This is a genomic window from Pseudomonas defluvii (assembly GCF_001695625.1).
Classification (GTDB): domain Bacteria; phylum Pseudomonadota; class Gammaproteobacteria; order Pseudomonadales; family Pseudomonadaceae; genus Aquipseudomonas; species Aquipseudomonas defluvii.
Genome location: NZ_MBPN01000042.1, coordinates 21,143 through 40,922, shown reverse-complemented (window position 1 = coordinate 40,922; position 19,780 = coordinate 21,143). Strand labels below are relative to the sequence as shown.

The window sequence follows — 19,780 nt, the reverse complement described above, 5'->3', positions numbered from 1 at the left end:
TACAGCGTTTCAACTCGCTGTCAACCACCTTTTTCACCGCTGCCGACCTATTCGACCGAAGCACTTCCAGCACCATCCTTAAACATATAACTCATTGATTACCAAGGAGTTTTCCGTTTCGACTGCGCCGGTAGAGGTGCGCATTATAGAGAGATGAAACGAGGCGTCAAGCCGTATTATTGAAAACAACCGATAAAAGAAAGATGCGCACTATATTGCTCATTGGTAAAGGGTTCGCGCATCATACGACGACCCCCTCAGCCTATATATAGAAAGGACATCGTCCGCAGCATGAATGCCCAACCCCGCAGCCTGGCGACAACCCTATTCCCCATTGCACTGCTAATGATTGCCATGGCCTCGATCCAGTCTGGCGCTTCGCTGGCCAAGAGCCTGTTCCCCCTTATCGGGGCACAAGGCACGACCACACTGCGCCTGATATTCGCCAGCGTGATCATGCTGCTGTTGCTGCGCCCCTGGCGCGCCAAGCTAAACGCCAGCACACTCAAGACAGTGTTGATCTATGGCGCGGCACTGGGTGGGATGAACCTCCTCTTCTATATGTCGTTACGCACCGTGCCGCTTGGCATCGCCGTAGCCCTGGAGTTCACCGGCCCTCTGGCGGTAGCGCTCTACGCATCACGGCGCGCGGTAGACTTCCTCTGGATTGCTCTTGCCGTGCTGGGTTTGGCGCTGCTTATCCCGGTGGGCCAGACAGGTACGGGCATCGATCTGGTCGGCGCCTGCTATGCATTGGGGGCGGGCGTCTGCTGGGCACTCTATATTCTGTATGGCCAGAAAGCCGGCGCCGATAATGGCATTCAGACTGCCGCGCTGGGGGTGGTGATCGCCGCTTTCGTCGTAGCGCCCTTCGGCATTGCGCATGCAGGCACCGACTTGCTATCCCCTGCACTCATCCCCGTAGCAATTGGCGTCGCGATCCTCTCCACCGCCCTGCCCTACAGCCTGGAGATGGTGGCACTGACCAGAATGCCTGCCAAGACCTTTGGCACACTAATGAGCATCGAGCCAGCCTTTGGCGCGCTTTCCGGCCTGCTGTTCCTCAATGAGGTGCTCAGCCTGACCCAGTGGCTGGCCATCGCGGCGATCATCACCGCGTCTGCTGGCGCCACACTGTCCTTGCGTAGAGAGCCGCAACCCTTGGTTGCAGCCGACTGACATGAGAAATACTTTCATCTAAATCGATGCAGGTCATTGTGTCGAATACCTGCCATCTTTAAGCTGTAACCTGACGCCAAGCTTGAAGTTTTTCATTTATCAGACAAGGATGCTGTAGGCGCCAGGAAGGATGCATCGGCTATGTAGACGGCTCGAAGGCTCGGGCACGCAGTAAGGACAGGAATGAAACGAATTTTGCTCATCCTAGCCATTTTGGCCATCGCAGGCTGTGCCGCGACCGCCAAGACAGAGGTCAAGCGCGGGAAAAAAGGGCTGCACATCAATTGTTCCGGCCTGTCGTCATCGTGGAGCAAGTGCTACAGCAAAGCCGAAAGCTCATGCGGCAGCAAAGGCTATAAAGTCCTCGCAAAATCTGGCGATGATGAAGGAGAGCCTGGGGATTTTGTCTTTGGAATAAACCCGGCGGGATACACCAGCCGCAGCATGATCGTGATCTGCCGCTGACCCGGACACGGTAGAAGGCTACCCTCAGGCGACCTTCTACCGTTGCTGCACGGTCAATCAATCAGATTGCCGCCGTGCGCACCTGCAACCATTGCAGCGCATCGCCTCCGAGCAAAGGCGACAATCGCTGACACACCTCGTCGTGATACGCGTTGAGCCACTGCCGCTCCTCGGCGCTCAGCAACTCAGGCAGCAAGCAACGCGTATCAATCGGGCACAACGTCAGGGTTTCAAATTCGAGGAAGTCACCAAACGTGCTCTTCCCCGACTCCCGGTTGAACACCAGGTTCTCGATACGGACGCCCCACTGCCCTGGCCTGTAGGTTCCCGGTTCAATCGAGGTAATCATGCCCGCTTGCATTGCCGTCTGCGGTGCAGGCGCAGCCTGATAGGCAATGACCTGTGGGCCCTCGTGCACATTCATGAAGTAGCCAACGCCATGCCCGGTGCCATGCCCATAGTCGACATGCTCAGCCCAAAGTGGCGCCCGTGCAATGGCGTCGAGCAGGGGTGAAAGCACCCCACGCGGAAACCGCGCACGTGAAAGCGCGATCATACCCTTGAGTACGCGCGTGCAGTCCTGCTTCTGTTCGACGCTTGGCGAACCGATGGGCACCATCCGCGTAATGTCGGTGGTACCGCCCAGGTACTGTCCACCTGAGTCGATCAACAGCAGCCCATCCCCCTCGATTGTTGCATGGGATTCCTCGGTTGCCCGGTAATGCGGCATGGCACCATTACTGTTGAAGGCGGCAATCGTCGCAAAGCTGGGCGAGACGAAACCGGGGCGACGGGCTCGAGCCGCGCCCAGCTTTTCGTCAACGGTCACTTCCGTGATGCGCTCACGCCCCAACGCCGACTCGAACCAGGCAAAAAACTCGCACAACGCCGCACCATCCTGCTCCATGGCCTGGCGGACGTGAGCCAGATCAGCTTCACTTTTGCGCGATTTGGCCAGGGTCGTCGGATTGATCTCCTCCACAAGCCGCACATCGTTGTTCAGGTTCGCCACAAGACCGAGAGTGACCTTGGCTGGATCAATCAACAACGAGCAGCCTGGGGCAATTTCGGCCAAAGCCGCACCTGCTGTGGTGTAGTCCCGCAAATGAACACCATCGGCTTCGAGCACCTGACGCAGGTTTTCGTCGACCTTGTTCAGGGCCACGAACAGGATTGCCTTCTCCTGGCTGACCAAGGCAAACGACACAAACACCGGGTTGTAAGAGACATCACTGCCGCGCAGGTTGAACAGCCAGGCAATGTCATCCAGCGTGGCGAGGAAATGCCAGTCGGCGCCACGCGCCTGAAGCGTCTGACGCAGGTTTTCCAACTTTTGCACCCGACTGACCGTCGCATACGGTGGCAGATGTGGGTAAACCGGGTTGGCTGGCAATGGCGGGCGCTCATCCCACACGTCAAGCAACAAGTCTTTATCTGCCAACAACCGCACATTGCGCAGTTTGAGTCGCGCCTCCAGTTGCCGGGCTGATGCCAATGCCATGACGGTACCATCGACAGCAACTGCACCGCCCTCAGGCGCCTGCTCAGCGAGCCAGTCCAGCGGGCCGGGCTGGCCGGGCAGCAACTTCATCAGCACGATACCACTGCCACTCAACGCTTTTTCGGCCTGCTCCCAGTAGCGGCTATCCACCCAAAGACCAGCGAAATCCGCTGTGATGATCAGCGTCCCCACCGAGCCATGAAAACCGGAGAGCCACTGCCGTCCCTGCCAATACCCTGGCAGGTACTCGGAAAGATGCGGGTCGGCCGACGGCACCAACAGCGCATCGACACCTTCCCGGCTCATCACGTCGCGCATACGCGCCAAACGCGTCGTTACTGCCACCTGCGTTGAAGACTGACTGTTCATGCTGACTCCTGCTACCACGACATCCATTGGTCTTGGTCGCAGATAATGGAACAGCCCTCAGCCCTGGGCAACTGCCCAGAAGGGTGCTGCCTGCGATGACGCCTTGATGGCCGCTGCAGCCTGGTCGATGTCGGCCTCACTGGTGTAGCGCCCCAGGCTCAGGCGAAGGGTTCGGCGCGCGGCTTGCTCGTCATGCCCAAGGGCGAGCAGCACATGCGACGCTGCACTGCTGGCTGAATTGCATGCCGACGTGGAGGAGAATGCCAATCGCGTGGCCAGAGCGTGCAGGTCGACGCTATTGTCGGCAAAGGTCAGGCTCAACGTATGAGCAATGCGCTGCTGGGGGCTTCCGTTCAAGCCTAGCCCCGGCACGCCAGCCAACTGCTCCAGCAAGCGAGTACGCAAGCGCCTGATGCGTGCAAGCTCGTCGTCAAACAGTTCGCCGGCCAACGCGAAGGCCGCGCCCATCGCCACGATTTGATGGGTCGCCAACGTTCCTGAGCGCAACCCACCCTCATGCCCGCCGCCATGCACTTGAGCCTGAAGCGCGGGGCGAGCACGCTCACCGACATACAATGCCCCGATACCTTTCGGACCGTAGACCTTATGCGCAGAGAAGGACACCAGGTCCACCGGCCAACGCGCCAGATCGATCTCGACCTTGCCGGCCGCCTGGGCCGCATCGACATGCAGGAATGCACCATGACCACGCACGTGTTCGCCAATGGCCTGCACATCGTTGAGCGTTCCCAGTTCGTTATTGACCAGCATCAGCGAAACCAGAAAGGTATCGTCTCGCAGCGCACCCGCAACGGCCTGCGGCGTAATGAGCCCTTGAGCATCCGGCGCCAGCCAGGTGACCTCGAACCCGGCCAGTTCAAGTTGCCTGACACTATCAAGCACAGCTTTGTGTTCGATCAGGCTGGTGATGATATGCCCGCCACTGCGCCCCTGAGCCAGGCCCTTGAGTGCCAGGTTGTTCGACTCGGTAGCACCGGACGTCCAGACGATCTGCTCGGGTTTAGCGCGCACCAGACTGGCAACCTGAGCACGCGCTCGCTCCACCGCCTGACGGGCCTGCTGCCCATAACAATGAGAACTGGACGCGGGGTTGCCAAAATTTCCAGATACGCCCAGATACTCGACCATCACCTGAATGACCCGCTCGTCGACAGGTGTCGTGGCGGCGTAGTCGAAATACAACGGTAGATTGCTCATAGGTCAAGCCCTTGCTTGGCGCCGCGCCGCTGCAGAGCGAGCACTACGCCAATCCTTCCTGGTAAGTTCACCTGGATAGTGCCTCGAGACCTATTAGAACAATAAATTATTAATTATTATATTTATATTCCAATATTGGCATCACTGACACCTGACAGCAAACCTCAGTGAGGTCACATCGCCAAGCGCTGCGCCAAGGCTTTCGCCTGCAGCGCCACATCAGTGACAGCAGTACTTTCCCACCACATACCGCGCAACGGCGGCCCAATGGCGAACAAGCGCTCACTGGCATGCCCTTGAGCATCCAGCACAGCGCCGTCCGGGTTGGCAGCAATGCCCAGCGCCAGTGGCCCCGGCTGAACAAGGCCACGCGCCAGCAGGTTTTGCGGCAGGGGCCGATCAACACGGCGCCAATCGTATTCGATACCCATTGAATTGATCAGTGCCGCCCCCGTCACACGCGTCGTCGCCTGCTGACCGCGGAAACGCAAACGAATACCCACCGCCTCGCCCTCAACAGCGTCGACGCCTTGCCAAGAGGCAGCATGAATGCGCAAGCGCCCCTCGTCACGCAGACGTTGGAGCAATGCCGCGCCAGGCGGCGCTGAACGGTGGTGATGACTCTCCCACCAGGGCCGTACATGACGCACAAACTGGCGCCGCTCACGATCGCTGGCCTGGCTCCAGAGCCTGGCGATATGTTGTCGGACGGTATCCAGCGGCGCCTGCCAGTCGACACCCTGAGCAATCGCCAAGCGGCATTGTTCACGTACAGCTCGAAGCAGTTGGCGGGGGCTGCGCAAGCCAGGGTCAGTTGCCAGGAAGTCGACCCAGGTCGGGGGCTGCCGACGGACATGGGGTAGCAGGCCATGGCGGGAAAACACCTCGATAGGTCCCCGATGCCCAGCCTGCTGCAACGACACCAACGCATCGATCATGGTCAGGCCGGAGCCGATGATCAACACTCGCCCTTGAGGATCAAGCCCACGCATGGCCGAGACATCCCAAGGGTCAAGGGTGGTCTGCTCCAACGCCTCTGCACCAAGGCGCGGGGTACGTGCGGCAGTAAACATGCCCGTAGCCAGCACAGCGCGCTCAGCCCGCAGCCGGCGCCCGTCGGCACACTGTATAAGCACGCCCTCGTTGTCGACGTGCAGGTCGTCTACCTCGCTACGCAAGTGCTCGACTCTGGAGCCTGAACGCGCACCTATGACCTCAGCGTCAGCCAGACGTTGGCGCGCATAACAGCCGAACAGGCCACGGGGCGGAAACAACTCGGCAATCGGTACCTGTTGCTCGGCAGACTCAGGCCAACCGCCCTCCCGAATACACTGCGTAAGCCACTGGGTCAGGTCATCGGGGTTATCTGGGTCGACACTCATCCGCGCGGCATTGCCATTGAGGGTATGCCCTGGTTCAGTCGCACTGTAGGCCTCGCCACGAGCAAGCTCGGGCCGAGGTTCAACGACGACGATACGTCGTTGACCAGGCTGGCGTAGCAGTTGCGCAGCAAGCATCGCGCCACTGAGGCCACCCCCAACAATGAGTACATCAATGACTGTATCCGGGTACGTCGCAGCGTATGGTGCGTGCATTCGCGTCTCCTTGCGCAATTATCTGGATGATAAGCGGCAAACGGCGGCAAACGCAGCCACACCGGTACTAAAGTAGGTTCATGCCGACGGCGCGCCAAAGCGCTTGCGATAGTCACTCGGCGCCAACCCCATGACCTTGTGGAACACTTTGCGGAAAGCCCCAGGGTCTTGATACCCGACACCCCAGGCAATCTGCTCGACATTGCGATTGGTGAACTCCAGCATGCGACACGCGCGCCCGACGCGAACCTGCTGGCAGTACTCGGTCGGTTTCAGTCCGGTAGCACGACGAAAACGGCGCAGAAAGGTACGCTCCTCAAGGCCGGCATAACCGGCCATCCCTTCGAGGCTGACATCCTTGGCGCCGGTGCCTTGCAACCAGTGCTGAACCTTGAGAATCGCTTCGTCTCCATGGTCCAGGCAGGGGCTGAAGACACTGCCTGGACGCTGCCCGGTCACCACCCGTTCCACGGCCAGGAACCGGGCGGTTTCCGTCGCCAAGGTAGCCCCCAGAAAGCGATCGACCAGGTTCAAACCCAGCTCGGTCCAGGCCATCAACCCTGCGGAAGTAATAATGTCGCCGTCATCCAGCAACGGCAAATGGGTCTCGACCTTCACCTGTGGAAAGCGCTGAGCCAGGGATGGCGCAAAGTTCCAATGCGTGGTTGCCGGGCGGCCGTCGAGCAAGCCGCTTGCCGCAATAAAGAACACCCCGACGCATACCGACACCAGCACGGCGCCCTCACGGTGCCACTGCCTGAGGTCGCCACAGAACCGCTCAAGCAACTCAGGATCCGGCGCCTGGGTGAGGCTTGGCGGAATGATAATGGCGCGCGGCTGGTGAGCGCGCTGCGGATGCGTATCAAAGCTGACCGCCAGCCCTCCGCCATCGACCTCACACCAGTGAGTGACACGCAACAACGGCCGCTCCAGCGCGCCGAGCTCGACGGACATGCGATTCGCGACCGCCAGCAAGTCGGTAACACCCTGCACGGCCGCCATCTGCGCGCCCGGGTACACCAGAATGCCGATCTCCAGCGTGTCGCGTACGGTAGTCATTGTCAGTTTTTCCAGCCAATTTGTCGGTTGCGCCAATCTGCAAGCCTGTCGATCAAGCCTATAACTATCGCCACGTCACAACCACTCCCAGTACAAGGAAAGCGACATGACCCGACACGCGCTGATCGTCATTGATATTCAGAACGACTATTTTCCCGGCGGCAAATGGCCCCTCGACGGTGTCGAGTCTGCTGCCGATAACGCAGCACAGGTATTGGCAGCAGCGCGGGCCCGGAACGACCTGGTGGTTCACGTGCGCCATGAGTTCGAGTCCGCGGACGCACCGTTCTTCACGCCCGGCTCAGAGGGTGCTCAGATACATCCCAAGGCAGAAAACCAGGCAAATGAACCGGTGGTTCTCAAGCATAAGGTAAATGCCTTCCTGGATACCGAGCTCAAGGCACTGCTGGATGATCACCACGTCAGCGCCATTACCCTGGTCGGCAGCATGAGTCATATGTGCATCGACGCGGCAGCACGCGCGGCGGCCGACTTTGGCTACGCGACCACAGTCATTCACGATGCCTGCGCTACCCGCGCACTGGTGTTCAACGATATGACAGTACCCGCTGAGCAGGTGCATGCCGCCTATATGGCGTCGCTGGCATTCGGTTATGCGCAGGTCGTGTCGACAGCCGAATACCTCGACGCCCAACGCGACTGACCTACCGGGCAGCGCTCAGATCACGACATTGCGTACGAAGCGTACCGCCACCTCACCATCGTTGCGATAGACGTGCATCCGGTTGCTGGCGAAGGTAAAAAATTCGCCAGCGGCCAGGCTGTGTACCTGATCCTCGATCAACAAGGTCAGGCAACCTTCAAATACGTAGAGTTGCTCGCTCCACCCGTCAGCATCGGCCTCGGAGGGGTACACTTCGCCGGGCTCCAGGCGCCACTCCCACAACTCGACCTCGCGGCTGGCCGCGGAGCTGGCCAACAGAATCGCCTTGCTGCCCGGATGAACGCCCGTCCAGGCCAGTTCGTTGATTCGACTGGGATCGCGATTGTCCGGTGCCTGGATCAAATCGCTGAATGCGACATCAAGTGCTTCGGCTATTCGATCCAGTGTCGTCAGGCTGACGTTCTTTTCGCCAGCCTCGATGGCAACCAGCATGCGACGACTCACACCCGATTTTTCCGCCAGTGCAGTCTGGCTGAGGCCGGCAGCATGACGCAGGCGACGGATGTTCTGACTGACGTGCTGCAACACAGACGCCCTGTGATTCGAATCTTTGTGCACTATATTGCTCGCTGGTAGAGTGTGCGCAGTATACTGCCCACTTTGGCGCATTGTGCGTCGCCCATCATTCGTGTGCAAGACCATGACCTCAAGCGCCCCGCAACACGCGACCGTGTCCTTCCGGCCAAGCAAAGCCGAGTGGGTACTGATCTTCATCACTGTCCTCTGGGGCGGCACTTTTCTGCTCGTGCACAAGGTGATGACCGTGAGTGGCCCGATGTTCTTCGTGGGCCTGCGTTTTGCGGCTGCCGCACTGTTCGTTGCCATGGTATCGGCCCGCTCGCTGTCCGGCCTGACCACCACCGAACTCAAGGCCGGTTTCTTGATTGGCGTCTCCATCATGCTTGGCTATGGCCTGCAGACAGTTGGCCTGCAAACCATCAGCAGCAGCCAATCGGCGTTTATCACAGCCTTGTATGTGCCATTCGTGCCCTTGCTTCAATGGGTGATTCTGGGCCGTCGCCCCGGGCTCATGCCAAGCATCGGCATCAGCCTGGCATTCATCGGGCTCATGCTGCTGGCAGGCCCGAACGGCCGTTCGTTGCAGTTCAGTCCCGGCGAGATCGCCACGGTGGTCAGCGCGGTCGCCATTGCAGCCGAGATCATTCTGATCAGCCGCTTTGCTGGCAAGGTCGATGTGCGCCGCGTCACTGTCGTACAACTGGCAACGGCCTCGGCCCTGTCATTCCTGATGATTGTTCCGACCCAGGAAGCATTGCCAGACTTTTCCTGGCTACTGGTGCTCAGCGCTGTCGGCCTGGGCGCGATGAGCGCAGCCATCCAGGTGGCAATGAACTGGGCACAGAAATCGGTTTCGCCTACCCGCGCCACCCTCATCTACGCGGGCGAACCCGTGTGGGGCGGCGTCTTCGGACGGCTGGCGGGAGAGCGCCTGCCGGGCGCCGCGCTGGTCGGTGCATTGCTCATCGTCATTGCGGTAGTGGTCAGCGAATTGAAGGTCAAACGTCGAGAGGAGAAGTCCGTCGAGGAAGAGGTACGCGAACAAGAGCGCGAACCGGGTTGAGGCAGCAGGCTTCACGCCATCCCTGAAAAAAACTGTTATAAAAAAATAGTTTAATGCACCGTTCTTGTAGGATTCTGCGACAGCTTGCAGGTTGGTGATCGACGGTCCGGCACGTATGATCCCTTACAAACTCCTGCAGATTAGAAACCCATGTCCTTGATAGTTCTGCTGCTTCTGCCATTCATCGGCAGCTGTCTGGCGGCTGTCCTGCCGCATAACGCGCGTAACAGTGAGTCACTACTGGCAGGTCTTGTTGCACTTGTCGGCAGCGTACAGGTGGCGCTGCTGTACCCTCAGATTGCCGATGGCGGCATCATTCGCGAAGAAGTGCGCTGGCTGCCCAGCCTTGGGCTGAACCTGGTCTTGCGCCTGGATGGCTTCGCCTGGCTGTTCTCCCTGCTGGTGCTTGGCATCGGCACGCTGGTCTCGCTCTATGCCCGTTACTACATGTCCCCTCAGGACCCGGTACCGCGCTTTTTCGCCTTTTTCCTGGCGTTCATGGGGGCCATGCTCGGCCTGGTGATTTCCGGCAACCTGATCCAGATCGTATTCTTCTGGGAACTGACCAGCCTGTTCTCCTTCCTGCTGATCGGTTACTGGCATCATCGCAGCGATGCACGACGCGGGGCCTATATGGCCTTGATGGTTACCGGAGCTGGCGGCCTGTGCCTGCTGGCAGGGGTGCTGCTGCTCGGCCATGTGGTCGGCAGCTACGACCTGGACACGGTGCTGGCTGCCGGTGATCAGATACGTAGCCATGCCCTCTACCCGGTACTGCTGCCCCTCATCCTGCTGGGCGCCCTGAGCAAAAGCGCACAATTCCCCTTCCACTTCTGGCTTCCCCATGCCATGGCAGCGCCGACGCCCGTATCGGCCTACCTGCACTCCGCTACCATGGTCAAAGCCGGGGTGTTCCTGCTCGCAAGGCTTTGGCCGGCGCTGGCCGGCAGCGAACAATGGTTCTGGATCGTCAGCGGCGCGGGCGCCTGCACCTTGCTGCTGGGCGCTTACACGGCGATGTTCCAGAATGACCTCAAGGGCCTGCTGGCCTATTCGACCATCAGCCACCTGGGCTTGATCACCCTGCTGCTCGGGCTTAACAGCCCATTGGCGGCCGTCGCGGCAGTGTTCCACATTCTCAATCATGCAACTTTCAAGGCCTCATTGTTCATGGCGGCCGGGATCATCGATCACGAGAGCGGCACCCGTGACATTCGCAAACTCAGCGGGCTGTTTCGCCTGATCCCCTTTACCGCGACGCTGGCCATGGTTGCCAGTGCTTCGATGGCTGGCGTGCCATTGCTCAACGGCTTTCTGTCCAAGGAAATGTTCTTCGCCGAAACCGTGTTCATTTCCTCCACTGCCTGGGTCGAAACGACCCTGCCGGTTATCGCGACACTGGCCGGTACCTTCAGCGTGGCCTACGCCCTGCGCTTCACGGTGGATGTATTTTTCGGGCCGCAGGCCACCGACCTGCCCCACACGCCGCATGAGCCACCGCGCTGGATGCGTGCACCGGTCGAGCTCCTGGTACTGACCTGCCTGGTGGTGGGTATTTTTCCAGCCCAGTCCGTAGGCCCCCTGCTTGCTGCGGCCGCCTTGCCTGTAGTCGGCGGCACCCTGCCTGAATACAGCCTGGCAATCTGGCACGGCTGGAATGCACCACTGATCATGAGCCTGATTGCCATGGCGGGCGGCATCGTGCTGTACCTGTTGCTGCGCAACCAGTTCAAGCTCGGCCGCATTGCCCATCCACCCTTCATCGAGCGTTTCAACGGCAAGCGACTATTTGAACGCTGCCAGGTACTGCTGATGCGCATGGCCCGCCGCGCCGAGCGCTTGCTCACGACCCGACGCTTGCAAAAGCAACTGTTCATGCTGGTACTGGCCGCGTTCCTCGCAGGCCTGCTGCCCATGCTGCACAGTGGCCTGAGTTGGGGTGATCGGCCGAAGATCCCGGGCTCAGGTGTATTCGTGGCCCTCTGGCTGATCGCAATTACCTGCGCCCTTGGTGCGGCCTGGCAAGCCAAGTATCACCGACTGGCCGCCCTGACCATGGTCAGCGTATGTGGCCTGATGACCTGTATCACCTTCGTCTGGTTCTCGGCACCCGACCTGGCGCTGACCCAACTGGTCGTGGAAGTGGTCACCACGATCCTGATCCTGCTGGGCCTGCGCTGGCTGCCACGCCGGATCGAGGGCGTCTCGCCCCTGGGCAGCCAGGAGCGTGCCCGCCTGCGACGCCTGCGCGACCTGGTGCTGGCAGTGCTGGTCGGTACCGGCATGGCCCTGCTGTCCTACGCCATGCTGACCCGGCCTACCCCCAACGACATCTCCTCGTTCTACCTGAGCCGGGCACTGCCCGAGGGCGGTGGCAGCAACGTCGTCAACGTGATGCTGGTGGATTTCCGCGGCTTCGATACCTTGGGCGAAATCACCGTGCTGGTTGCCGTGGCACTCGCGGTGTTTGCCCTGCTGCGACGTTTCCGACCGCCACGCGAAAGTATCGAGTTACCCGCACAACAGCGTCTGCTGGCGCCGGACGTGGTCACCGACCTGGTCAACCCACGGCACGCCGCCGATACGGCACTGGGCTTCATGATGGTGCCCGCCGCCCTGGTTCGCCTGCTGCTGCCGATTGCCCTGGTGGTGTCGATGTACCTGTTCATGCGCGGGCACAACCAGCCGGGCGGCGGCTTCGTTGCCGGTCTGGTGATGTCGGTAGCCTTCATCCTCCAGTACATGGTCGCCGGCACCCAGTGGGTTGAAGCACAAATGAGCCTGCGCCCGCTGCGCTGGATGGGCACCGGCCTGCTCTGCGCCACCCTCACCGGGGTGGGTGCAATGCTACTGGGCTACCCCTTCCTGACCACCCACACCGCCCACCTTCACCTGCCGGTGATCGGTGACTTGCATGTGGCCAGCGCACTGTTTTTCGATATCGGCGTGTTCACGGTCGTAGTCGGTTCAACCCTGCTGATCCTTACCGCGCTGGCGCACCAGTCGGTACGTAGCCATCGCCCCGGTGGCCACGTGAAAAACCCTCAACCAGGAGCCGCCTGATGGAAGAAGTCATTGCAATTGCCATCGGTGTACTCGCCGCCTCAGGTGTATGGCTGATACTGCGGCCACGGACCTTCCAGGTAGTGATGGGCCTGTGCCTGTTGTCCTATGGCGTCAACCTGTTCATCTTCAGTATGGGCAGCCTGTTCATTGGCAAGGAGCCGATCATCAAGGACGGCGTACCGCAGGACCTGTTCAACTACACCGACCCGCTGCCCCAAGCCCTGGTACTGACGGCAATCGTCATCAGCTTCGCCATGACCGCCTTGTTTCTGGTCGTACTGCTGGCGTCACGTGGCTTGACCGGCACTGACCACGTCGATGGCCGGGAGCCGAGTGAATGAATGCGATGAACCAACTGATCGTCGCCCCCATCCTGCTGCCTCTGATGACCGCAGCGCTGATGCTGCTGCTCGGCGAAAAGCGACGGCCACTCAAGGCCCGTATCAACCTGGTTTCAACCCTGCTTGGCCTGGGCATTTCCGTGATGCTACTGGTGTGGGTACACACACAGGGGCATGCCAGTTCGATGGGTGTTTACCTGCCCGGGAACTGGCCCGCACCGTTCGGCATCGTGCTGGTAGTCGACCGCCTCGCGGCAATGATGCTGGTGTTGACCGGCATTGTCGGGCTTAGCGCGCTGCTCTACGCCATGGCCCGCTGGGACAGCGCCGGAGCCAGTTTCCATGCCCTCTTCCAGATCCAGCTGATGGGGCTGTACGGGGCCTTCCTGACGGCAGACCTGTTCAACCTGTTCGTCTTTTTCGAGGTGCTACTGGCGGCATCCTATGGCTTGATCCTGCACGGCTCGGGACGGGCACGGGTCAAGGCCGGCCTGCATTACATTGCCATCAACCTCGTCGCGTCATCGCTGTTCCTGATTGGCGCAGCGATGCTCTATGGCGTTACCGGCACCCTGAACATGGCCGACCTGGCGGTCAAGATCCCACTGGTGCCTGAGGCCGACCGAGGCTTGCTGCACGCTGGCGCCGCGATTCTGGCCATCGCCTTTCTGGCAAAGGCCGGCATCTGGCCGTTGAATTTCTGGCTGGTACCGGCGTACTCGGCAGCAAGCGCCCCCGTGGCCGCACTTTTCGCAATCATGACCAAGGTCGGCATCTACACCGTGTTGCGTCTCTGGACCTTGCTGTTTTCCGGGCAAGCCGGCGACTCTTCATTCTTCGGTGGTGAATGGCTGGTGTACGGCGGCCTCGCAACCCTGGGTTGTGCCGCACTGTTGATACTCGCCGCCCAGCGTCTTGAACGTATGGCCAGCCTGAGCATCCTGGTCTCGGCAGGTACGCTGCTGGCCGCGATAGGCTTCGGGCAACCCGCCCTGACCGCAGCGGCGCTGTTCTATCTGGTCAGCTCGACGCTGGCGCTGTGCGCACTGTTCCTGCTTGCGGAACTGATCGAACGCTCTCGTTCGGTCAACGAGATTCCGCTGGACGACGACGGCGACACCCTGCCGGCGCCACCCGAGCCACCCCAACTGCCCAAAGGCATCAACCTGGACGATGATCAGAAGGCCGTTGTCGGCCAGGTCATCCCCTGGGCCATGGCGTTTCTCGGCCTGAGCTTCATCGCCTGCGCCCTGCTGGTGATCGGCATGCCACCGCTATCGGGTTTCATCGGCAAGCTGAACCTGATCAGCGCCCTGCTCAACCCGCAAGGCCTCGGCATCACGACCGAACAGCCGTTGCCGATGACCGGCTGGACACTGCTGGCACTGCTGGTGCTCTCGGGCCTGGCATCACTGATTGCCCTGGCGCGCGTCGGCATCAAGCGCTTCTGGACACCACAGGAACGCCCTTCGCCAGTACTAAGGCGCCTGGAATGCCTGCCGATTGTTGCCCTGCTCGGCTTGTGCGTACTCCTCAGCATCCAGGCCGAGCCACTGTTACGCTACACGCAGGACACTGCGAACGGCCTGCAGAACCCGCAGCAGTACATTTCTGCGGTGTTCGCTACACGGCCAGTGGCAGGCCCGCTGGCTGTACCTGAGGGGGTGCAGCCATGAAGCGCCTGCTCCCTGCCCCTCTGATATCGCTGGCGCTGTGGTTGCTGTGGCTGGTATTGAACCTTTCGATAAGCCCCGGCAACCTGTTGCTGGGCGCGCTGCTTGGCGTGCTCGCACCGCTACTGATGGCCCCCCTGCGACCACAGTCAGTGAGCATTCGCAAACCTGCGACCATCGTACGCCTGATCCTGCGGGTTGGTCTGGATGTGCTGAGCTCCAACCTGCAAGTGGCTCGCAGTGTCCTGACTGCCGGCCAGCGCCCACCACGGTCGGCCTTCGTGCGCATTCCACTGGACTTGCGCGATGCTCACGGGCTAGCAGCCTTGTCGATGATCACAACGGTGGTCCCTGGCACCATCTGGTCGGAGCTGGCGCTGGACCGCAGTGTCTTGTTACTGCATGTCTTTGATCTGGACGACGAAACGCAATTCATCGAGCACTTCAAGCACACCTACGAACGCCCGCTGATGGAGATCTTCGAATGACAGGCCTGCTCGCCAACGCCATTCTCGCCAGCCTGTTCATTTTCGCCATGGCCATGGCCTTGACCTTGGTCAGGCTGTTCCGAGGCCCATCGGCGCAAGACCGGGTACTGGCGCTGGACTACCTGTACATCCTGGCCATGCTGATGATGCTGGTGCTGGGCATTCGCTACGCCAGTGATACCTACTTTGAAGGCGCGCTACTGATCGCGCTGTTCGGCTTTGTCGGCTCGTTCGCCCTGGCCAAATTCCTGCTGCGCGGTGAGGTGATCGAATGAGCGAGTTCAATGCATTGCCATTCTGGCTTGAACTGGCTACCGCGGCACTGCTGCTAACCGGCAGTGTGTTTGCATTGATAGGCGCATTCGGCCTCCTGCGCATGAAGACGTTCTTTCAGCGCATGCACCCACCAGCCCTTGCCTCGACGCTGGGGACCTGGTGTGTCGCCCTGGCCTCGATCCTGTACTTTTCCGGCCTCAAGCACATGCCGATTCTACATGCCTGGCTGATCCCGATCCTGCTTTCGATTACCGTACCGGTCACCACACTGCTGCTGGCGCGAGCGGCACTTTTCCGCAAACGCATGGCGAATGAGCCTGTGCCGGAAGAGATCAGTAGCGGGCGCGACAGGGGTAACTGATAGATCACGTGCTAAGGCGTTGCAGCTCACGTCGAACCATCGAAGCAAACTCCGGCGGGCTTAGTTGGTAGAGTTGCGCGGCAACCCAATCAAGCCAGGCGGCCTTAAGTTGTGCACGCTGCGCAAGCCATTGTTCAGCCAATTCGCGCGCCTGCGCCTGGTGCTGCGCATGAAACTCGGCCCGACCACGCCGTTCAGTGCCGACATCCGTCATTCGCTGGCCTTGAAGGTCATCTCGCCCTTGCGCCACTTGGCCGCTTTGGCGGTGGCCGCCTTGAGAATCTTGCTCAAGCCTTCCTGCAGTTGTGCATGGGCCGCAAATATCAGCACCACACTCTGCCCTTCACGTAACACGATTCCGTTGCCGTCCGGGGTCGATACGAAGGCATAGTCGCCCAGACCATAAACCGTATGTTTGATGTCACGGAATCGAACTTCCAACTTACCGCCCTCACGACTGGGCAGTACCGCCGCGCGAAAGTGGTCGCCGACCTTTAACTCCAGACGCTGCTTGTCATCAACGACCAACGCCTCTTCAGTGTCGATTTCGGCCATGTAAAGGCCTTCGGCACTTTGTTCAGTGACATAGACAAAACGCGATTGAAACTGTTTGACCAGCTTGGCCCGAAGATCGCCCAGCACAAACAGGGCCTGCATATCCAGATTGCTGACTGCCAATGAAAAATTCCTCAACGACTGATCACGCCCCTGCCAACGCTGGCAGCAATGCCGCGCAATGGCCAAGGCACGTTGTTTTGAATGGCTAAGATAGTAGTGGTTTAGCGAATGATTATCCCGTGCAGATAAACACCCAAGCCTGAAGGAAAGTTAACTATTTCCTGCCGGCATAAGCCTTTTGGCGAATTCTCAGCAGATTTCCTCAATCAAGGAAGCTTTTTCTGACAGCAATATTGCATCAGACATGCGATAGCTGAAAGAACAGCCCCATCAGCGGGGGTGTCCTGACAATCACTCATGCACTACAGGAAGCTGAATATGCACGAAAACACTGAATTCCGTCGAGAGGCCAACGCGTATTGTGGTGTAGAAAGTCGAAACCCTGCCAAGCCTCCCCGCTTCGTCGTGGTACCTGCAGGTATCGGATTCTTTCACATAACCGAGTACACCACCGGGCGGGTCAAAGGCTTTCGCCGTCAGCACACGGAAGCCTGCGCACTGGCGCGTGACCTTGAGCGCTGAAGGCGTGCACTCAGCAGGCGTGGCGAGCCGCACCCACCCTGGCAGCCTTGTTCAACTGATCCAGCCACGCGGCGCGGCATTCCTGAGCCTCGCTGCGGCTGGCAAAAGCGGTGCCTCGACGCTCGCCATTGACCAGCACCACCCAACATACTCGCTTGCCAAGTGCCTGCATCGATGCAGGCACACCAGAACCGATCATCACGGCTACATCGACCTTGCTATGCATGATTCCCTCCGGAACGTCATTAGCAAACTAACGATAGGGCCATGATAAAACCCGTTCCTCTCGGGAAAAAGCTATCGCCTGCATAGCAGTTTTACATCAGCCGCAACAAAACACTCAGCCCACAGCCGCCACCTGCGGCTTGTAACCCAGGCGAAAGCCACCCCAATGACGCCCATGAACCTCAATGGGCACAGACAGATCATGCATCAGCTCACCGGTATCGCGGGTGTAGGTCTGCAACAAAACAGCCTGTTGGTGGCTGCCACATCGAATGCCTGTCGGGTCATCGAACTTGCGCTTGCTGCGATTATGCGCAGTATCAAGCGCTTCATCGCCGGTCAATGGCTGATTGAACGCTGCGTTGTGCGTTGGCACATAACCCTGTTGCGTGCAGGCAATGGCAAACACCAAGCCTTCGTGCTCTTTCAGCAAAGGCTCCTGGATGGCCGGCAGAACCTGGTCAGTGTACTGGTCAAAGCGCGTGCGATAACGCACGGGCCGAGTACCGGGGATCGCCTGATAGTGCCGATCAAACAGATCATCCAGACTGATACGGCCTTGTGCGACATCGGCCTCAAACTGCCTGGCCATTTTCTGCGCCCCCTCGCGCGCCAGGTCGTAGATGCGCTGGTGATACTCGTCCAGGCCGACCTCAGCCAAGCGCTCACTGATGCTCTCGGCCTGCCCTTCCATTTGCACCGCAGCCTTGGCCAGTTGCCGGGTCTGTTGGTCGCTGACCTGCAGGTCGCTGCGCATTTGCTCGACAGCGCGGAACAGGCTGTCGAGTTGGCCCAGGTTGGTTTCTGTACCTTGGGCAATCTCGCTGATCTGCTGCTCTACGCCCGCGGCCAGCCCGGCAATGCTGTCGAGTTGCTCACCGGTGTGCTCCACCTGATCGACCCCCGTGTGCAGGTCATCGGACAACTCACGAATCTGCTCCACGACCTGGGCCGTGCGTTGCTGGATATCAGCAACCATCAGCCCGACCTCTTCAGTTGCCGTTGCCGTTCGCCCGGCCAAGCCGCGCACCTCATCGGCAACGACCGCAAACCCGCGCCCATGCTCACCGGCGCGGGCAGCCTCGATAGCCGCATTCAGGGCCAGCAAGTTGGTCTGACTGGCAATGGTGTGAATCACCAGGGTGACCCGCGCAATGTCTTCACTGCGCTGATGCAAGGCCTCGATCAACTCGCGACTCTCGCTGGCACGGGCACTCAACTGATGCATCCGCTGGATCGACTCCGCAAGCACCGAACGCCCGGCAGCACTGCTCTGGTGTGCTTCACGGGCGGCAGCCAAGGCCTGCTGGCTGAGGTGCGAGGTCGCTTGCTCAGTATCGATCATGACGTGTGCGCTACTGACAATCTGAGCGGCTGAAGCAAGTTGCGATTGCAGCTTGCCGGCCAGTTGCTTCACAGAAAATGCCACACCCGCTGCCGACAAGGCGTTATGACTGGTAGTGCGCGAAAGATCACGGGTCAGCTCAGTGAGCGGATCGACTGCACGATGCACTTCATCCGGTTCGCGCCGGCGAAAACGCGGCAGCACCAGGGTCAACAAGGCCAGTGGCGCGCAGACATAGAACGACAGCCCGGCAAATGCCATCGCGGCCAACAGCACCAGCAGTACCAGACTTTGCAGCGCGACCCCCGCCCACCCCTGCCTGGCAATGGGTGAATGGCGCGGTGTTAGCATGGCCTCTGGCAGAGATCCTTCTCGCATCATGGTTCAAGCTCCATAGACACTGTCGTTTTTGTGACGCCATTAAACGCCACTATAAAGCCATTATCTATGCTTCCTTGGACCTAATACGACTGTGCTTGATACAGGACAAGAAACGCAAAGGCCCCGGGGTTTGATCCCTGGGGCCTTGAGCTACACCCGTACTGACGTCAGATCTGACGCTGGTGCTTGTCGATCTGCTCGTGGCGTTCTTGCGCTTCGATGCAGTACTTGGTGGTCGGGCTGATAAGCAGACGCTTCAGGCCGATTGGCTCACCACTGTCATCGCACCAGCCGAAGCTTTCGTCGGCAATTCGGCCCAGTGCCATCTCCAGCTGTGGCAGCAGGCGCTGATCACGTTCGATGGCGTTGACCAGCCAATGGCGCTCTTCTTCGACCGAGGCAGCGTCGGCAGGATCGGCAGGCGAGTCCAGGCTTTCAATGGCTACACGGCTCTGTTCGATACGCTCCTGGGTTTCGATCTTCATCGACTGCAACAAGTCGGTGAAGAAGGCCAGTTGCTCGGCATTCATGTAGTCATCGGCCGGCATGGCCAGCAACTTTTCCTTTGTCATTGATTTCTCTATAAAAAATACGTGCATTAAGGCGAATCGGGTGCTGCTCGCGACGAGCGCGCTCAGCGGAATTCTTCAAGCACCATCCGGCACTCAATTTACAGGGGGCGGCAGTCTAAGGCCGAGATTCGTACTCAGCAACATAAAAGACAGTGGATGCACCCGAAAAAACCAAGGGTCATAGTCACCTGATGGCCCG

General features: G+C 59.8%; 21 protein-coding genes. 11 read left to right on the top strand and 10 right to left on the bottom strand.

Annotated features, from left to right (window positions below; all coding sequences use genetic code 11):
* Positions 1–291 precede the first annotated feature (291 nt).
* Together rhtA and EKA13_RS13665 are read left to right on the top strand one after the other, a co-directional pair.
* Positions 292–1,179: a threonine/homoserine exporter RhtA gene (gene rhtA / locus EKA13_RS13670; protein ID WP_065759933.1), complete on the top strand. Its 888-nt coding sequence runs from the start codon at positions 292–294 to the stop codon at positions 1,177–1,179.
* Between the two features lie 183 nt (positions 1,180–1,362).
* Positions 1,363–1,644 (top strand): hypothetical protein, encoded by a 282-nt coding sequence (locus EKA13_RS13665; protein ID WP_065759932.1) that lies wholly within the window; start codon positions 1,363–1,365, stop codon positions 1,642–1,644.
* A gap of 61 nt (positions 1,645–1,705) precedes the next feature.
* Here the strand turns inward: EKA13_RS13665 and EKA13_RS13660 are convergent, their stop codons facing one another.
* The 4 genes from EKA13_RS13660 to EKA13_RS13645 form a co-directional block, all read right to left on the bottom strand.
* Complete coding sequence (locus EKA13_RS13660) at positions 1,706–3,514, bottom strand: aminopeptidase P family protein (protein ID WP_065759931.1); 1,809 nt, start codon at positions 3,512–3,514, stop codon at positions 1,706–1,708.
* A gap of 57 nt (positions 3,515–3,571) precedes the next feature.
* Positions 3,572–4,732 (bottom strand): aminotransferase class V-fold PLP-dependent enzyme, encoded by a 1,161-nt coding sequence (locus EKA13_RS13655; RefSeq protein ID WP_065759930.1) that lies wholly within the window; start codon positions 4,730–4,732, stop codon positions 3,572–3,574.
* A 173-nt stretch (positions 4,733–4,905) separates the two neighbouring features.
* On the bottom strand, positions 4,906–6,327 hold the full coding sequence (locus EKA13_RS13650) for an FAD/NAD(P)-binding protein (RefSeq protein ID WP_065759929.1): 1,422 nt from the start codon (positions 6,325–6,327) through the stop codon (positions 4,906–4,908).
* A gap of 78 nt (positions 6,328–6,405) precedes the next feature.
* A complete protein-coding gene (locus EKA13_RS13645; RefSeq protein ID WP_065759928.1) occupies positions 6,406–7,386 on the bottom strand; it encodes a GlxA family transcriptional regulator in 981 nt (326 codons plus the stop codon).
* Between the two features lie 106 nt (positions 7,387–7,492).
* Between EKA13_RS13645 and EKA13_RS13640 the strand changes: the two genes are divergently transcribed.
* Complete coding sequence (locus tag EKA13_RS13640; protein ID WP_065759927.1) at positions 7,493–8,050, top strand: cysteine hydrolase family protein; 558 nt, start codon at positions 7,493–7,495, stop codon at positions 8,048–8,050.
* A 15-nt stretch (positions 8,051–8,065) separates the two neighbouring features.
* On the opposite strand, the gene EKA13_RS13635 is transcribed toward EKA13_RS13640, so the two are convergent.
* Complete coding sequence (locus EKA13_RS13635) at positions 8,066–8,629, bottom strand: helix-turn-helix domain-containing protein (RefSeq protein ID WP_065759926.1); 564 nt, start codon at positions 8,627–8,629, stop codon at positions 8,066–8,068.
* A gap of 82 nt (positions 8,630–8,711) precedes the next feature.
* On the opposite strand from EKA13_RS13635, the gene EKA13_RS13630 reads away from it, so the two are divergent.
* The 7 genes from EKA13_RS13630 to EKA13_RS13600 all read left to right on the top strand — a co-directional run bounded on the left by EKA13_RS13630 (position 8,712) and on the right by EKA13_RS13600 (position 15,858).
* Complete coding sequence (locus EKA13_RS13630) at positions 8,712–9,653, top strand: DMT family transporter (protein ID WP_065759925.1); 942 nt, start codon at positions 8,712–8,714, stop codon at positions 9,651–9,653.
* A 150-nt stretch (positions 9,654–9,803) separates the two neighbouring features.
* Positions 9,804–12,716, top strand: a complete 2,913-nt coding sequence (locus tag EKA13_RS13625; RefSeq protein ID WP_065759924.1) for a monovalent cation/H+ antiporter subunit A — start codon at positions 9,804–9,806, stop codon at positions 12,714–12,716.
* Complete coding sequence (locus tag EKA13_RS13620; protein ID WP_065759923.1) at positions 12,716–13,060, top strand: Na+/H+ antiporter subunit C; 345 nt, start codon at positions 12,716–12,718, stop codon at positions 13,058–13,060. Before EKA13_RS13625 ends, EKA13_RS13620 begins: the two co-directional genes overlap by 1 nt.
* Entirely contained in the window at positions 13,057–14,736 is a 1,680-nt protein-coding gene (locus EKA13_RS13615; RefSeq protein WP_065759922.1) for a monovalent cation/H+ antiporter subunit D, read from the top strand. The genes EKA13_RS13620 and EKA13_RS13615 overlap by 4 nt, the downstream gene beginning before the upstream one ends.
* Positions 14,733–15,221, top strand: a complete 489-nt coding sequence (locus EKA13_RS13610) for a Na+/H+ antiporter subunit E (RefSeq protein WP_065759921.1) — start codon at positions 14,733–14,735, stop codon at positions 15,219–15,221. The genes EKA13_RS13615 and EKA13_RS13610 overlap by 4 nt, the downstream gene beginning before the upstream one ends.
* Positions 15,218–15,496 (top strand): K+/H+ antiporter subunit F, encoded by a 279-nt coding sequence (locus EKA13_RS13605; protein ID WP_065759920.1) that lies wholly within the window; start codon positions 15,218–15,220, stop codon positions 15,494–15,496. Before EKA13_RS13610 ends, EKA13_RS13605 begins: the two co-directional genes overlap by 4 nt.
* The gene (locus EKA13_RS13600; RefSeq protein WP_065759919.1) at positions 15,493–15,858 is read left to right on the top strand and encodes a Na+/H+ antiporter subunit G; all 366 of its coding nucleotides are present in this window, start codon (positions 15,493–15,495) and stop codon (positions 15,856–15,858) included. The genes EKA13_RS13605 and EKA13_RS13600 overlap by 4 nt, the downstream gene beginning before the upstream one ends.
* A gap of 4 nt (positions 15,859–15,862) precedes the next feature.
* On the opposite strand, the gene EKA13_RS13595 is transcribed toward EKA13_RS13600, so the two are convergent.
* Both EKA13_RS13595 and EKA13_RS13590 read right to left on the bottom strand, forming a co-directional pair.
* Positions 15,863–16,072: a hypothetical protein gene (locus tag EKA13_RS13595; protein ID WP_065759918.1), complete on the bottom strand. Its 210-nt coding sequence runs from the start codon at positions 16,070–16,072 to the stop codon at positions 15,863–15,865.
* The gene (locus tag EKA13_RS13590; protein ID WP_065759917.1) at positions 16,069–16,536 is read right to left on the bottom strand and encodes a hypothetical protein; all 468 of its coding nucleotides are present in this window, start codon (positions 16,534–16,536) and stop codon (positions 16,069–16,071) included. Before EKA13_RS13590 ends, EKA13_RS13595 begins: the two co-directional genes overlap by 4 nt.
* A 318-nt stretch (positions 16,537–16,854) precedes the next feature.
* Here EKA13_RS13590 and EKA13_RS13585 point away from each other — a divergent pair, with 318 nt between their 5' ends.
* On the top strand, positions 16,855–17,058 hold the full coding sequence (locus tag EKA13_RS13585; protein WP_099775316.1) for a hypothetical protein: 204 nt from the start codon (positions 16,855–16,857) through the stop codon (positions 17,056–17,058).
* A 10-nt stretch (positions 17,059–17,068) separates the two neighbouring features.
* Here EKA13_RS13585 and EKA13_RS13580 read toward each other — a convergent pair whose 3' ends face one another.
* The 3 genes from EKA13_RS13580 to EKA13_RS13570 form a co-directional block, all read right to left on the bottom strand.
* The gene (locus EKA13_RS13580) at positions 17,069–17,284 is read right to left on the bottom strand and encodes a hypothetical protein (protein ID WP_065759915.1); all 216 of its coding nucleotides are present in this window, start codon (positions 17,282–17,284) and stop codon (positions 17,069–17,071) included.
* Positions 17,285–17,398: 114 nt separating this feature from the next.
* Entirely contained in the window at positions 17,399–18,628 is a 1,230-nt protein-coding gene (locus EKA13_RS13575) for a methyl-accepting chemotaxis protein (RefSeq protein ID WP_425415174.1), read from the bottom strand.
* Positions 18,629–19,176: 548 nt separating this feature from the next.
* Complete coding sequence (locus EKA13_RS13570; protein WP_065759913.1) at positions 19,177–19,581, bottom strand: TraR/DksA family transcriptional regulator; 405 nt, start codon at positions 19,579–19,581, stop codon at positions 19,177–19,179.
* Positions 19,582–19,780: the final 199 nt, after the last annotated feature.